This is a genomic window from Streptomyces sp. NPDC047869, assembly GCF_040704065.1.
Classification (GTDB): Bacteria; Actinomycetota; Actinomycetes; order Streptomycetales; family Streptomycetaceae; genus Streptomyces.
On sequence record NZ_JBEYRK010000011.1, the window covers coordinates 97,542 to 110,185 of the forward strand.

The following is a 12,644-nucleotide window of genomic DNA, read 5'->3' on the forward strand; positions in this document are numbered from 1 at the left end:
CCGCAGGCTCGTCGAGGCGGCCCGGAGCGGGGCGAGCCGGATCGAGTGTCAGAGCATCAGCAGAAGGCGCGTGTTCGGCACGAGCTTGCGGTTCACGCTGGTGCTCTGCACGAAGATCGTGTAGTCGTCGTTGTGGTCCGGCTTGACGCGTATCTCCACGTCCGGCAGGCCGAGCAGGGCGCGGGCCTCGGGCCCGGTGTACACCCGGTCCGTCTTCTTCTCCAGCACCGCGATCTGCTTCTGCGCCTGGATCTTCTCCGACTTGCTCAGCTGGTAGAAGGCGCCACCGGTACGGTAGTCGTGCCCGCACTCGATGACCCACTCCCGGATGCCCGCGTGGCGGGCCACCGGGATCAGCTGGTACTCCGACGGCTGAACCGGAGTGAGGCCGGCCGCCTTGATCGTCTTCTTGTTGACCGCCTGGGCGCCCGTGGAGAACACGGCCCGCGATCCCCGGATGCCTTGCGAGCGGCCCACCATGAAGTTCTCGGTGGCCTGCCTGATGACCTGCCCGGCCTCCTCGAGGCCCTGGGTGCTCGTCGCGTCCCAGATGGCTATGTTGTCCTTCGGGAAACCGCACTGCATGGCCTCGCGCTTGCCCATCTGGTCGGGCACGAGGACGGCCAGCGTCCAGTTGTCCTGCTGTGTCCGCATCATCTCGGCCACGGCTTGGACCAGTTCACGCGGATCCTTGGAGGCGGCGTCCGGACAGCGATGACTCGCGTTCTCCTGCCCGTCGGTGAGGACGAACGTCAGGAAGCTGTGGTCGCCGTACAGTTGCGCCGTCTGGGCCAGCTCCCGCTGTGACTTCAGCGCGGCCGCCAGCAGCGCCGTCATCCCACCGACCCGGTACAGCTGCTTGAGCGACGGCATCCGCAGCACGTCCTTGTCGTAGATGACGCACTCCACCTTGTCCGCGAAGACGTACACCGTGACGCGCGTTTCCTGGTCCAGCTCCCTCGACCGGCGGGCGAGGTACGCGATCTGCTGATCGGCGACTTCGACGACCTTGCGGCTCAGGTGCGACATGGACGAACTGGCATCCAGTACAAGGGCTACGTGGTTGATGTAGTTCTGGTTGCCGGACATGGCAGCTCCCCCTCTTTCCGACTCGATGCACCTACCGTCTCACCCGCCACTGACAATCGGACTCGGCTCGCATACCGGACGAACCGAAGCCGGGGCGCGGCGCCGGTCGCACAACTCCGGTGCACGCGGGCGCCACTTGCCTGTCACCGACGTGTGCGCCGAGGCCGCTCTCGGCAGGTGAACGAGTTGCTGGAAAGGTTCGGCACGCGGCCCATCAGGCACAGCCGGGCCGCGTGCCGGAGCGCGCGCCGCCGGCCTGTTCCCGCTCAGCTCCTGCCCGGCCCCCGGCCGGCGGGAAGGGAGCAGGCCGGCGTGCTGCCGGGCAGCCGATGACGGTTGTGGGCGATGGCCCGGTAGACGCCGTGGGCGAGCCGGCGTGCCGGCGCCAGCTGCAGTACCGCCCCCACGACGGGCCAGCCGCCGCGTGCGCTGGACAGCAGTTTGGCGACCGCCCGCGCGCCGCCGTACACCGTTCCGTCCGGGGTGACCCACAGGGCCTCGTACTCGGCCCGCTCCTGGGTCACGCCCAGCGCCTCCAGGTCGGCCCACTGGCGTGCCGTGATGTCGCAGCGCGGCCCGATCCATCTCCGTGCGAGAGTCACGGAGGCCGTGCAGAAGCCGCAGTCACCGTCGTAGACCAGCACAGGTCGCGATCGCATGACCTCCATGATGCGCGCTTTCGGCCCGTCCGGCGGACCGGCGGCTCACGCGGCCAGCGACTGGGTCGTCCTCGTCCCCGCACGGCGGTCCGCCCGCCACCGTTCCAGAAGAGCGTCGGCGGCGGTGAGGGCCTTGTCCACCGACCGGGTGCCGGTGAGGAGGCACAGCATGCCGGACGTGTCTTCCAGCTCTCGGCTCGAGTGGCCGGTGGGCTGCAGGTCGTGGCGGAAGCGCGCGTCGGCGAAGCGAGCCAGCACCGCACGCAGTTCCTTCTCCGCAGGCAACAGCACAGCGACCACCTCTCTCGACGGACGGGTCGTCACCCGGGGCCCGTGACATCCGTACGCGCACACCCGACGGGCGGCGCCACAACGGGAAGGAAGCCGATCCTTCTCCGGGGACTCGTGTGCCCCCGAAGGATCACCGTATGCGCCACTCCTGGCACGCCCTGTCGATGACGCGCCCCCCGGCGCCGACCGGGCCGAGCGGTCCCGTGCCGTGAGCCGCCCGGTGCCTCAAGGGCGTTGTGCCACGAGTTTTGGAACACGCTTTACGCGATACACGCAACTGCGGCCCGCGCCCTCCCTGTCTGACAGGGCGTTGGGCCTGTCGGGGCCGAATGACGAGAGAGTGGGGCAGGTCGTGGGACGGGGCAAGAGCGGCATAGGGATCGCGGTCGTCACGGGCGTGATGCTGGTGGGCGTGAGCGCCTGTGGCGGAACCGGCGGTGACGAGGCCGGCGGGGACGACGCGAAGGCGCCCGGCAAGCACGGTGTGAGCGCCTCTCCGTCACCGGCGAAGCCCAAGGGGCCCCCGATGCTGCTGGAGACGATCACTCCGCAGACGGGGTCCACGGTCGGCGTGGCCATGCCGATCTCGGTGGTCTTCACGAACCCGGTCGCGGAGAAGGCTCGGGCCACGGTGGAGAAGCACATGAAGGTGAGTGCCTCGCAGCCGGTGGCCGGCGCCTGGCACTGGTTCGGCGACAAGCGCGCCGACTGGCGGCCGAAGACGTACTGGCCGTCCGGCACGAAGGTGAAGATCGACGCCGACATGCAGGGCGTCAGCAACGGCAACGGCCGCTACGGCGTACACGGCTACACGCACACGTTCACGGTCGGCGACGACGTACGCGCGGATGTGTCGGTGACCGGTCACACCATGAAGGTGACCAGGAACGGCAAGCCGGTACGCACTCTCTCGATCAACGCGGGCAGCGCTCAGTATCCGACGTGGAACGGCACCATGGCCGTCATCGACAAGCAGGAGAAGGTCCATATGACTTCCTGCAGCGTCGGCATCAGCTGTGACAAGGGCAGCGCCAACTACTACGACCTGACGCTGCCGTGGGACGTCCACCTCACCCAGTCGGGCACGTACGTGCACTACTCGACCGGCGACCCCAATCCGGGCAGCGGCAGCGCGCGCGGCTCGCACGGCTGTGTCCACCTGTCGATGTCGGACGCCAAGTGGTTCTACGGCCAGGTCAAGCAGGGCGACCCGGTCACCATCACCGGCTCGGCCCGTGCCAAGGCCCCGGCCGACAACGGGTACGCCGACTTCAACCTGGGATGGGACCAGTGGCTCGCGGCCAGTGCCTCCGGCGAGGGGACGACCGCGACGCTGTGACGCGCCGCGGGCGAAGGTGGCTTCCCGCCCACGGCCGCGACACTCCATCCGCTCGTGGGGCGACACAAAAAGGCGATCGGCTCCCTCCCGTGATGGGAGGGAGCCGATCCGCTGTGTCCGGCTGTGCGGTGTCACGCGTGCCGGTGCGAGCGCCGGTTGCCGGTGACGAGGCGGTACAGAACGAGCAGGATGAGGGAGCCGACGATCGCCGCGATCCAGGTGGAGAGGTCGAAGAATCCGTCGATGGAGTCGACTCCGAAGATGACCTTGCCGAGCCAGCCGCCGAGCAGACCGCCGACGATGCCGATGAGCATGGTGACGATGATGCCGCCGGGGTCCTTGCCCGGCATCAGGGCCTTGGCGATGGCGCCGGCGAGCAGCCCGATGATGATCCACGCGATGATGCCCATGTACGTCTCCGCTTCGTCTCATAAAGAACTTGTTAGTTCATCGTGTGTTCCGTATGTGCCCGAACAAACGTCCCTGATTGCCGCGGGCATCGCACGGTGCGCGGCCGAGCGCGGCCGGAGCCCGGGTGTGCCGGGGTGTCTCCCGGAGCGGGCGTGGATGTGACACCCTTCAAGGAGAGCCAGCCTGGTCTGGTGGGAGACCCCGCGCCGCCGTGTGGTGATGAGATCCGAGTGGCCGGTGGATGGTGCGGGTGGTCTCGCTCGGCTGTGAGCGGCACATGCCGCGCGCTTGACGGCCTACTTCCCGCAGTGGGAGCCGACCGTGATGGGCTTTGATCCCGAACGGTGGTTCCACCATGCCGACTTTCGACGTGCACGTCAGCAGTCATCACAACCGCGTCATGCTCACCGTGGCGGGCGAACTGGACTTCGATACCTGCCCGCGTATCACGCAGGTCACCGACACGGTGAGCATCCGCAACCGCACCCTGTGCCTGGACCTGGCCGGTGTGTCGTTCATGGACGCCAGCGGCCTGAGTCTGCTGCAACGCCTGCACCGGCACACCGAAGCGGAAGGCGGAACACTGGAACTGTCCGGCCTGCAGGAGCAGCCGCGGCGCATCCTGGCACTCACCGCCGCCGACGCCCGGGGCCACGTGGACGCCGGGTCCGGCGCCACGGTGAAGTCGCCCGCTCCCACAGCGCGTTGGGGCGACGAGGGCGTCCGGTCGTCGTAGCGCGCCGGCCGGCGACCCGGCGGTCGGGCCCCGGGGTGTGGCGCCGCGGCGCTACTCCGCGGCCGCTTCCGGCTCCCGCCTGAGGTTCCGCAGCGTCACATGGATGTTGCGGGCCTGGAAGGTCGCGAAGGTGCTGCCCGCTGCGACGACCCGGTCGAAGGCGTTGGCCGCGAAGGCGGGCCAGGCGCGCCGGTCGTCGGTCCAGGTCTCCGTGACGCGCGTACCTTCGCTGATCGGCTCGAAGCGGTACTCCCAACTGGCGATCGGCCCGCGCAGACGCGGTTACTCCCCGGTAGTGGCTCATGGTAAGTGCCGGGACGGCACGTGGTGACCCGGGAAGTGCGCGCCCGGTATCAGTCCTCCGAGTCCTCGTCCTCTCCGGCCGCGTCCCCGATGGCCACCCGCAGATCGTGCATGCCCTGCATCGTGTCGATGAGCGCTTCCTCCGCCCCGCTCAGGGCCCGCCTGGTTCCCTCGACGTCACCGCGGTCGGCGTGCAATTGGGCGCTGAGGGTGTACAGGGCCGTCATCGCGGCCGCGAAGGACGCCTCCTGGCCCGGGGGCGTCTCCTCCGCCTCGGATTCCGAGACCTGGATGGCGGTGCGCTGCAGTCTGTTCGTCAGGATGTTGACGGCAACGCCGGGATCATGGCCCAGATGCTCCGCCCAGCCGAGCATCGTGTCGAGGACGTCCTCGATCTCCCCCTCCTCGGACAGCCGCGTCGCGGCGGTGATCTCCCACTCCGCCTTGGCCAGCAGATGGCCCAGCAGTCGCAGGCGATCGGGTTCCCGCGGCTCATCGCGCCGCGCTTCTGGATCCGCCGTCGGTTCGGCTCCCAGAGCGCTCAACGCCGCATTGATCTGTTCGGCACTCACCGGACGCTCGCTCTTGATGCTCACGCTCTCAGCTTCACCCCTCGAAGGCGTCGTCGCCCGTCCACACACCCGGTGGGAGCACTGCCGGTCCGGCCCGGTGGGGTGCGGCCCGCCCCCGATGGCCATGCTCCTGTCTCACCCGATGGCCATGCTCCTGTCTCAGGTGCCGTTCGTGCTGTCGAGCGCGTTGGCGTACTGCTCGTCGGTGACGGGTTCCAGCCAGGTCGTGCCGTCTCCGTGGGCATCGCCGACGACCATCGCGATGTGCGCCATGAGTGTGGTGTCGGTGGCGCCGTGCCAGTGCTCCTCGCCCGCGGGGCACTTGAGGGTGTGGCCGGCGCTGACGCGTACCACGTTGCCGTCGCGGGTGCCGACCAGGCCGACGCCGTCGGTGACGTAGAGGGTCTGGCCGTTGGCGTGGGAGTGCCAGTTGGTGCGGGCGCCGGGGGTGAAACGGACCAGGGCCGAGGCGAGGCGGGCAGGTGGGGTGGGAGCCTCGATCATGTTCAGGTAGACGTCGCCGGTGAACCGCTCGGCCGGTGCCTTGGCCGTCGGGGTGGAGGTGATGTGCTCCATGTTCGTCGTCCTTGTCAGGTGAGGGTGCTGGGCGGTGTGGAGTCAGGGGGAGGTGGTGTCGCGTTCGTCGGCGATCTTCTTCAGTCTGGTGACAGCGGTCATGGCGTTGGGCCAGCCGGCGTAGAAGGCGAGATGGGTGATGGCCTCGGACAGCTCTTCGACGCTGAGCCCGTTGTCCAGGGCGACGCCGAGGTGGTGGTCGAGCGGTCGAGGTACCGGCCCGGCCGGGGCGCGGGCGGACAGCGCGGCACGCCGTTGACGAGCAGCGGCGTGCCGCGCCCGAGCACCCGCGTCCCGGGCAGAACAGCGCTGCTCGAACCGGTGTGAGTCGCCCCGGTCAGGGCTTCAGGAGCGCCTTGATGGCACGGCGCTCGTCCATCGCCCGGTACCCCTCGGCGACCTGGTCCAGGGGCAGGGCGAGGTCGAAGACCTTGCCCGGGTCGATCGCGCCGGTCTGGACGCGGTCGATGAGGTCGGGCAGGTAGCGGCGGACGGGGGCGGGGCCGCCGCGCAGCCCGACGTGGGAGAAGAACAGCTCCTGGCCGTCGACGGCGACGTCGTGGGGGACGCCGACGAAGCCGACGTTGCCGCCCGGCCGGGCGGAGTGCAGGGCCTGCCGCATGGCCTCGCCGGTGCCGACGCACTCCAGCACACTGTCGGCGCCGATCCCGCCGGTCAGCTCCTTGATCCGCTCGACGCCTTCCGTGCCGCGCTCGGCGACGACATCGGTGGCACCGAACTCACGGGCCAGCCGCTGCCGGCTCTCGTGACGGGACATCGCGATGATGCGCTCCGCGCCCATTTCCTTGGCGGCGATCACCGCGCACAGGCCGACGGCACCGTCTCCGACCACCACGGCGGTCGAGCCGGGCTTCACCTCGGCGGCATCCGCGGCCCACCAGCCGGTGCCCATCACGTCGGAGACCGCCAGCAGCCCGGCCCACAGTTCCTCGTCCGGGATGCCGTCGGTGGCGACCAGGGTGCCCTGGGCGTTGGGGATGCGAACGTGGTCGGCCTGGCAGGTCGACATGAACTCCCGGTGCAGGCAGTTCGACTGGAAGCCGTTCCGGCAGTTCGCGCAGGTGTTGTCCGAGGTGGCGAACGAGCCGATCACGAACTGACCCGGCCTGACCGAGGTGACCTCGGAGCCGACCTCCTCGACGAAGCCGACGTACTCGTGGCCCATCGGATGCGGCTCATCGGTCGGCTCCAGGCCGCGGTAGGGCCACAGGTCCGAGCCGCACACGCAGGTCACGGCGGTGCGGATGATCGCGTCGGTCGGGTTGAGGATCTTGGGGTCGTCCAGGGTCTCGAAACGGATGTCGCCGGGGGCGTAGATCATTGCGCCGCGCATGAGAAGGGGTTCCTTCGCGTCCGGGGCGACATACCGAGGGGGAGCGGCCGTCGCCGAGTGCAGAGCCAGTGGCACCCGTCCTGACCGGCTGACGGTCGGGCGACAAGCACCACGTCATCCAGGTAACCCGCTCCTGGCGCGGGGAGCGAGGCACGGTCAAGGGGTGTACTGCCAGTACATCCCTTCCGCCGCGCGCGGGACGTACCGTCGAAGGCGTGGACAACCGAGCAGAGGTCCGCGAGTTCCTGACCTCGCGGCGAGCCAAGATCACCCCCGAGCGGGCGGGCCTGCCCTCCGGCAGCCGGCGCCGGGTGCCCGGCCTGCGCAGGAGCGAGGTCGCCGCACTGGCCGACATGAGCGTGGAGTACTACTCCAAACTCGAACGCGGCAACCTCGCCGGCGCCTCCCCGGCCGTCCTCGAAGCCCTCGCCCGCGCCCTGGACCTCGACGACGCGGAACGCGCCCACCTGCTCAACCTCGCCCACGCGGCAGACGGCTCCGACGCCCTCACCCGCCCCCGGCGGCGTACCCACCAGTGGAAGGCACACCGCAGCCTGCAATGGGTCCTGGACGCCATCACCGCCGGCCCGGCCTTCGTCCGCAACGGGCGCATGGACCTCCTCGCCACGAACCAGCTCGCCCGCGCGTTCTACGACGACGTCTACGCCACCCCCCACAACCAGGCCAACCTCGCCCGCTTCAACTTCCTCGACCCCGCCTCCCGCCGCTTCTACCCCGACTGGGACCAAGCCGCCGACGTCGCGGTGTCGATCCTGCGCACCGAAGCCGGCCGCAACCCCCACGACAAGGGCCTGCACGACCTCGTCGGCGAGCTCTCCACCCGAAGCGATGACTTCCGCACCCGCTGGGGTGCCCACAACGTCCGCCACCATGGCACCGGCACCAAACGCTTCCGGCACCACGCCGTCGGCGACCTCACACTCGCCTACGAAGGGCTGGAGATGGCCGCCGAACCCGGTCTCACGCTCACCGTCTACACCGCCGAACCCGCCTCACACTCCGAAGAGGGACTGCGCCTCCTCGCGTCCTGGGCCGCCACCCGCGATGCCGACGCCACGGAACCCTCCACAGCGAACTGAGCGAGTCGCGGCAGGCTGCCCACGGCTGCCGACCGGTGGCTGACGAGGCGCGTTGCCAGGAGACTGTCCTTGGGAGGTCCGCCTCACGTCCGACGCACTCGAGAGAGTGCACAGGCTGACCAGCCCGTCTCAGGTTGGTGGCCGGTCGGCCACTGGTTGGCTCGGGGCTACTGCGGAGGTGTGGCATGCCCCGAACCATCTGGTCCGGTGCCATCTCGTTCGGTCTGGTCACCGTGCCGATCAACGTGGTCAGCGCGACGGAGGACCACTCGATCCGGTTCCACCAGTTCCACACGACGGACATGGGGCGGGTCCGCTACCGCAAGATCTGCGAGCTCGAGGACCGGGAGGTCTCCCAGGACGAGATCGGCAAGGGCTACGAGCTGACCAAGACGCAGGTCATCCCCATCACCGAAGAGGATCTGCGCAATCTGCCCCTGCCGACGGCGAAGGCGATCGAGATCGACGCCTTCGTGCCGCTCGCCTCCATCGACCCGATCCGGATCGGCGAGGGCTACTACCTTCAACCGGCCGGCAAGGTCGCGGCCAAGCCGTACAAGCTGCTCGTCCAGGCGCTCGGCCGTTCGTCGAAGGTGGCGGTCGCGAAGTACGCGTGGTCCGGGCGTGAGCGGCTCGGCCTGCTCCGGGTGAAGGGCGACGTCCTGGTTCTCCATGCCATGCGCTGGCCCGACGAGATCCGCTCCCCGAAGGAGCTGCTTCCGCCACCGGTGGAGGTGTCGGACGAGGAGATCGAGGGTGCGCTCGCGCTGATGGAGACCATGACCCGTGAGGACCTCGAGGGGGAGGAGTTCCAGGATCGCTACACCGAGGCCATGGCGCAGATCATCGAGGCGAAACGGGAGGAGAAGCCGCTGCCCGAGGCGCCGGAGCCGGAAGCCCCGGCCCAGGTGCTCGACCTGATGGCGGCGCTGAGCGAGTCGGTGCAGAAGGCGAAGGCGTCTCGCGGCGAGGACGCCGGCCCCGCCGAGGTGCACAGGCTGCCAAAACCGAAGAAGGCGCCGGCCGCCAAGAAGCAGTCGGCCAGGAAGCAGGCGGCCGAGAAGCAGCCGGCCAAGAAGGCCGCGGCCAAGAAGGCGGCCACGAAGAAGACGGCCTCCCGACGGCCGCGAAGCGCGTAGACGGGTGTTCTCGGCCGGGGGATGTTCCGGGCCCCGTCATGTCAGGGGCGCAGTGCTTTCAGACCCCGCTTCCACGCCGTGTCCAGGTCGGCTTCGGGAGGAAAGCGGCCGTGGATCTCCAGGGTCACCATGCCGTGGGCGAACGCCCAGATGGCTCGGGCCAGGCCGAGGTCGTCGCCGCACGCGCGGAGCAGGGGCAGGGCGGCTCGGTCCTCCAAGGCCGCGGGAAGTTCGGTGCGGGGCAGGGGGTGTTCGGTGGCGAGGCAGTACAGGTGGGGGTGGGCGAGGGCGTAGTCGCGGTAGGCGTCGGCGAGCGCCGCCAGGGAGCCGGGAGCGCGGGCCTCGGCGGCCTCCAGTGCCTCGGCCGTCTCGGTGAGGAGCTGCGAGATCAGCTCCACCTCGACGGCGTGCTTGTCGGGGAAGTGTTTGTAGAGGGACGGCGCCTTGATGCCGAGGCGGTCGGCGAGGGCGCGCATGGTGAGCAGGGCGGGGCCGGACTCCTCCAGGAGCCCCCGGGCGACCGCCGCGATCTGCCGGGCCCTCGGGGTGAGCCGTCGGACCGTCGGCCCGTCTGCCGTCGTTCGGTCAGCCACGCGGGAAGCCCTCCTCGGTGCGGAGCCCGTAGCCGAAGGCGCGATCGTATGAGATGTGCGCGATCCAGCCGCAGAGGGCCGCGAAGGCGGGCGGCCAGTCGATCGGCAGGGCCGTGTAGGCGGCCATCAGCGCGAGTGGGATCAGAGCGCGGTGCATGGCGTTGTAGTACGGCACCGCGCGCGGGGTCAGCTGCCCCTTGGCCATGCGGGGGGTGTCACCCAGGGCGACCAGGAACGTCAGGTCCGGCACCACCAGGAAGAGCAGGGCGAGGCCGCCGGCGAGCGGGCCGTGGCGCATGCCCTCCACGACAGCGAAGGCCGACCAGAACAGGGCACTTGCCAGCCAGGCGGAGCGACGCAGAACGGTGAGTGTGGAGCGCGGCGCGGAAGGGGTGGCCGTAGCGGTCATGGCTGCTGCCTCCTAGGTCTTACAGTGCCGGTGGTCCTCATCGGCTAACGCCGTTAGCCGCGATGCGATCGTACGGCTAACGGCGTTAGCCTGCAAGGGTTGCCGCGACGCGGAAGCCGGAATCGCCGGATTCGCGGGCCGGCCCGCGTGGCTGGCTATCGTCGGGATGTGCACAGCGGGACCGGGCGGCCGGACGAAGCGTCGATGCGGGAGTTGCGGGGTGAGTCGACGCCCCGGGCGGCCCGGGCGCTGTGGTGGGGGCCGGCCGCTCTGGTGCTGGCCGTCGTCGGTACATCGGTGCTCGTGGCCGGTGCGGACCACGGCCGGCGCCTGCCTGCCGCGGCGGCCCTCGTCCTCGTGCAGGCCTGCGCCCTGAGATGGCAGGTCCGCGCCCCGGCCCGCGTGCTGGCCGTGAACGCGGCGTCCGGGCTCGCGGTGTGGGCACTGCTGCCCGCGGTGTCCCTGACGGGGGCGCTGCTGGCGGCGCAGGCGACCTTGTGCGTGCTGTCGGCCACCGGGCCGCGGCGGGTGTCGGTGGGGGCGCTGGCGGCGATGTGCGTGCCCGCGCCGCTGGCTTTCGGGGCGGGTGGAGCCACTGGTCTGGCGGTCTATCTGCTGACGGTGGTCCTGGCGTGGATGACGGGGCAGTGGCGCAGGGCGCAGCGGGCTCGGACGCGGGCGGAGACGCGCCGGGCCGTGGTGGAGGAGCGCGCCCGGATCGCACGGGAGGTGCACGATGTGGTGGCACACACCCTGTCGGTGATGGTCGTTCAGGCGGGCGCCGCCGCCGACGTGTTCGCCGAACGACCGGACCAGGCGCGTCAGGCGCTCCGGGCCATCGAGACGAGCGCCCGCTCGGCCCTCGGTGAACTGCGCCTGCTGCTGCGTGCGTTCCGGCCCGAAGCGGGGGAGGACGAGCACGGCGCGCATCGGGAACAGCGGCCCTCGCTCGCGCGGCTGGACGAGCTGGCCGACAGCGTGCGTGCCACGGGGATGACCGTGCACGTGGACCGCGAGGGCGCCATTGACGGGCTGCCGGCCGCGGTGGACCTGGCGGCGTACCGGATCGTCCAGGAGGCCTTGACCAACACGCTGCGCCACGCGGCCGGCGCCGACGAGGTGAGGGTGCGCCTGACGGCCGCGGGAGCGTGTGTGGAGGTCACGGTGGTGGACAACGGCCGTGCGCGGCATACGGGTTCCGCGTCGGCCGGGGCCGGACGCGGTCTGGTGGGGATGGAGGAGCGGGCGCGGCTCGTGGGCGGTACGTTGCGTACCGGCCCGTCGCCCGGGGGCGGGTTCCGGGTGGCGGCGCGGCTGCCGGTGGGGGAGGGTTCATGACGGTGCGCGTGGTGGTGGCCGACGACCAGGTCCTGGTCCGAACCGGATTCCGCATGATCATCGACGCCCGGGACGACCTCGAGGTGGCCGGTGAGGCGTCCGACGGGCAGGAGGCGGTGCGGCTGACACGGGAACTGTCACCCGACGTCGTGCTCATGGACGTACGCATGCCCGTCGTGGACGGCATCGAGGCGACCCGGCAGATCGTGGAGTGCGGCAGCCGGGCGCGGGTACTGGTGCTGACGACCTGGGACGTGGACGCGAACGTGGTCGCCGCCCTGCGGGCGGGGGCGAGCGGCTTCCTGCTGAAGGACATGCGTCCCGCCGAGCTCGTCGACGCGATCCGCCTGACCGCGCGCGGCGACGCGCTGCTGGCGCCGGCCGTACTGAGCCGTGTCCTGGACCGGTACCTGCGCACCACACCCGACCCGGCGCCGCCGCCCTCCCTGCGCGATCTGTCCGGCCGCGAGCGGGAGGTGCTCACCCTGATCGGGCAGGCGCTGTCGAACGCGGAGATCGCCGCTCGGCTGGGCCTGTCGGAGGCGACCGTCAAGAACCACGTCACCGCGGTGCTGCGCAAACTGGGCCTGCGCGACCGCGTCCAGGCCGTCGTCGCCGCCTACGACCACGGTTTGGTGCGACCGCGCCGCCCCTGACCGCCGCTGTCCTTCCTTCTCACGCCGCTCGTCTCCTCATGGCGCTTCTCCTCCTCCGAGGGTCTCCTCCTCAGGGAGG

Annotated in this window: 16 protein-coding genes and 2 pseudogenes; 7 read left to right on the forward strand and 11 right to left on the reverse strand. The window is 70.4% G+C overall.

What is annotated here, in order from left to right; all coding sequences use genetic code 11:
• Positions 1 to 48: 48 nt before the first annotated feature.
• The 3 genes from AB0924_RS16670 to AB0924_RS16680 form a co-directional block, all read right to left on the reverse strand.
• Entirely contained in the window at positions 49 to 1,089 is a 1,041-nt protein-coding gene (locus tag AB0924_RS16670; RefSeq protein WP_358933781.1) for a vWA domain-containing protein, read from the reverse strand.
• 266 nt (positions 1,090 to 1,355) lie between these two features.
• Positions 1,356 to 1,748 (reverse strand): DUF393 domain-containing protein, encoded by a 393-nt coding sequence (locus AB0924_RS16675; protein WP_366911760.1) that lies wholly within the window; start codon positions 1,746 to 1,748, stop codon positions 1,356 to 1,358.
• A 45-nt stretch (positions 1,749 to 1,793) separates the two neighbouring features.
• A complete protein-coding gene (locus AB0924_RS16680) occupies positions 1,794 to 2,039 on the reverse strand; it encodes a DUF5133 domain-containing protein (protein ID WP_366911761.1) in 246 nt (81 codons plus the stop codon).
• A 400-nt stretch (positions 2,040 to 2,439) separates the two neighbouring features.
• On the opposite strand from AB0924_RS16680, the gene AB0924_RS16685 reads away from it, so the two are divergent.
• Complete coding sequence (locus AB0924_RS16685) at positions 2,440 to 3,378, forward strand: L,D-transpeptidase (RefSeq protein ID WP_366911848.1); 939 nt, start codon at positions 2,440 to 2,442, stop codon at positions 3,376 to 3,378.
• Positions 3,379 to 3,509: 131 nt separating this feature from the next.
• On the opposite strand, the gene AB0924_RS16690 is transcribed toward AB0924_RS16685, so the two are convergent.
• The gene (locus tag AB0924_RS16690; protein WP_351663322.1) at positions 3,510 to 3,788 is read right to left on the reverse strand and encodes a GlsB/YeaQ/YmgE family stress response membrane protein; all 279 of its coding nucleotides are present in this window, start codon (positions 3,786 to 3,788) and stop codon (positions 3,510 to 3,512) included.
• A gap of 356 nt (positions 3,789 to 4,144) precedes the next feature.
• Between AB0924_RS16690 and AB0924_RS16695 the strand changes: the two genes are divergently transcribed.
• On the forward strand, positions 4,145 to 4,525 hold the full coding sequence (locus AB0924_RS16695; RefSeq protein WP_366911762.1) for an STAS domain-containing protein: 381 nt from the start codon (positions 4,145 to 4,147) through the stop codon (positions 4,523 to 4,525).
• Positions 4,526 to 4,576: 51 nt separating this feature from the next.
• Here AB0924_RS16695 and AB0924_RS16700 read toward each other — a convergent pair.
• The 4 genes and pseudogenes from AB0924_RS16700 to AB0924_RS16715 all read right to left on the reverse strand — a co-directional run.
• Positions 4,577 to 4,807, reverse strand: a pseudogene (locus AB0924_RS16700) (SRPBCC family protein); the annotation flags it as partial.
• Positions 4,808 to 4,878: 71 nt separating this feature from the next.
• Entirely contained in the window at positions 4,879 to 5,424 is a 546-nt protein-coding gene (locus AB0924_RS16705) for a hypothetical protein (RefSeq protein ID WP_358933790.1), read from the reverse strand.
• 135 nt (positions 5,425 to 5,559) lie between these two features.
• Positions 5,560 to 5,976 (reverse strand): cupin domain-containing protein, encoded by a 417-nt coding sequence (locus AB0924_RS16710; RefSeq protein ID WP_358933792.1) that lies wholly within the window; start codon positions 5,974 to 5,976, stop codon positions 5,560 to 5,562.
• 42 nt (positions 5,977 to 6,018) lie between these two features.
• Positions 6,019 to 6,180: pseudogene (locus tag AB0924_RS16715) on the reverse strand (carboxymuconolactone decarboxylase family protein); the annotation flags it as partial.
• Here AB0924_RS16715 and AB0924_RS16720 point away from each other — a divergent pair.
• Positions 6,109 to 6,303 carry a hypothetical protein gene (locus tag AB0924_RS16720; RefSeq protein ID WP_366911763.1) on the forward strand — a complete coding sequence of 65 codons (195 nt, stop codon included), beginning with the start codon at positions 6,109 to 6,111 and terminating at the stop codon, positions 6,301 to 6,303. The pseudogene AB0924_RS16715 and the gene AB0924_RS16720 overlap by 72 nt on opposite strands.
• A 10-nt stretch (positions 6,304 to 6,313) precedes the next feature.
• On the opposite strand, the gene AB0924_RS16725 is transcribed toward AB0924_RS16720, so the two are convergent.
• Positions 6,314 to 7,330, reverse strand: coding sequence for a zinc-dependent alcohol dehydrogenase family protein (locus AB0924_RS16725; RefSeq protein WP_366911764.1), 1,017 nt, complete (start codon positions 7,328 to 7,330; stop codon positions 6,314 to 6,316).
• A 215-nt stretch (positions 7,331 to 7,545) separates the two neighbouring features.
• Between AB0924_RS16725 and AB0924_RS16730 the strand changes: the two genes are divergently transcribed.
• Positions 7,546 to 8,430 (forward strand): helix-turn-helix transcriptional regulator, encoded by an 885-nt coding sequence (locus AB0924_RS16730; RefSeq protein WP_366911765.1) that lies wholly within the window; start codon positions 7,546 to 7,548, stop codon positions 8,428 to 8,430.
• A 185-nt stretch (positions 8,431 to 8,615) separates the two neighbouring features.
• Complete coding sequence (locus tag AB0924_RS16735; RefSeq protein ID WP_358933800.1) at positions 8,616 to 9,569, forward strand: Ku protein; 954 nt, start codon at positions 8,616 to 8,618, stop codon at positions 9,567 to 9,569.
• Between the two features lie 41 nt (positions 9,570 to 9,610).
• On the opposite strand, the gene AB0924_RS16740 is transcribed toward AB0924_RS16735, so the two are convergent.
• Both AB0924_RS16740 and AB0924_RS16745 read right to left on the reverse strand, forming a co-directional pair.
• Positions 9,611 to 10,162, reverse strand: a complete 552-nt coding sequence (locus AB0924_RS16740) for a TetR/AcrR family transcriptional regulator (protein WP_366911766.1) — start codon at positions 10,160 to 10,162, stop codon at positions 9,611 to 9,613.
• Positions 10,155 to 10,571, reverse strand: a complete 417-nt coding sequence (locus AB0924_RS16745) for a DUF4260 family protein (protein WP_366911767.1) — start codon at positions 10,569 to 10,571, stop codon at positions 10,155 to 10,157. The genes AB0924_RS16740 and AB0924_RS16745 overlap by 8 nt, the downstream gene beginning before the upstream one ends.
• Before the next feature lie 168 nt (positions 10,572 to 10,739).
• On the opposite strand from AB0924_RS16745, the gene AB0924_RS16750 reads away from it, so the two are divergent.
• Both AB0924_RS16750 and AB0924_RS16755 read left to right on the forward strand, forming a co-directional pair.
• On the forward strand, positions 10,740 to 11,909 hold the full coding sequence (locus AB0924_RS16750) for a sensor histidine kinase (protein WP_366911768.1): 1,170 nt from the start codon (positions 10,740 to 10,742) through the stop codon (positions 11,907 to 11,909).
• Positions 11,906 to 12,565, forward strand: a complete 660-nt coding sequence (locus AB0924_RS16755) for a response regulator transcription factor (protein ID WP_366911769.1) — start codon at positions 11,906 to 11,908, stop codon at positions 12,563 to 12,565. Before AB0924_RS16750 ends, AB0924_RS16755 begins: the two co-directional genes overlap by 4 nt.
• Positions 12,566 to 12,644 lie beyond the last annotated feature (79 nt).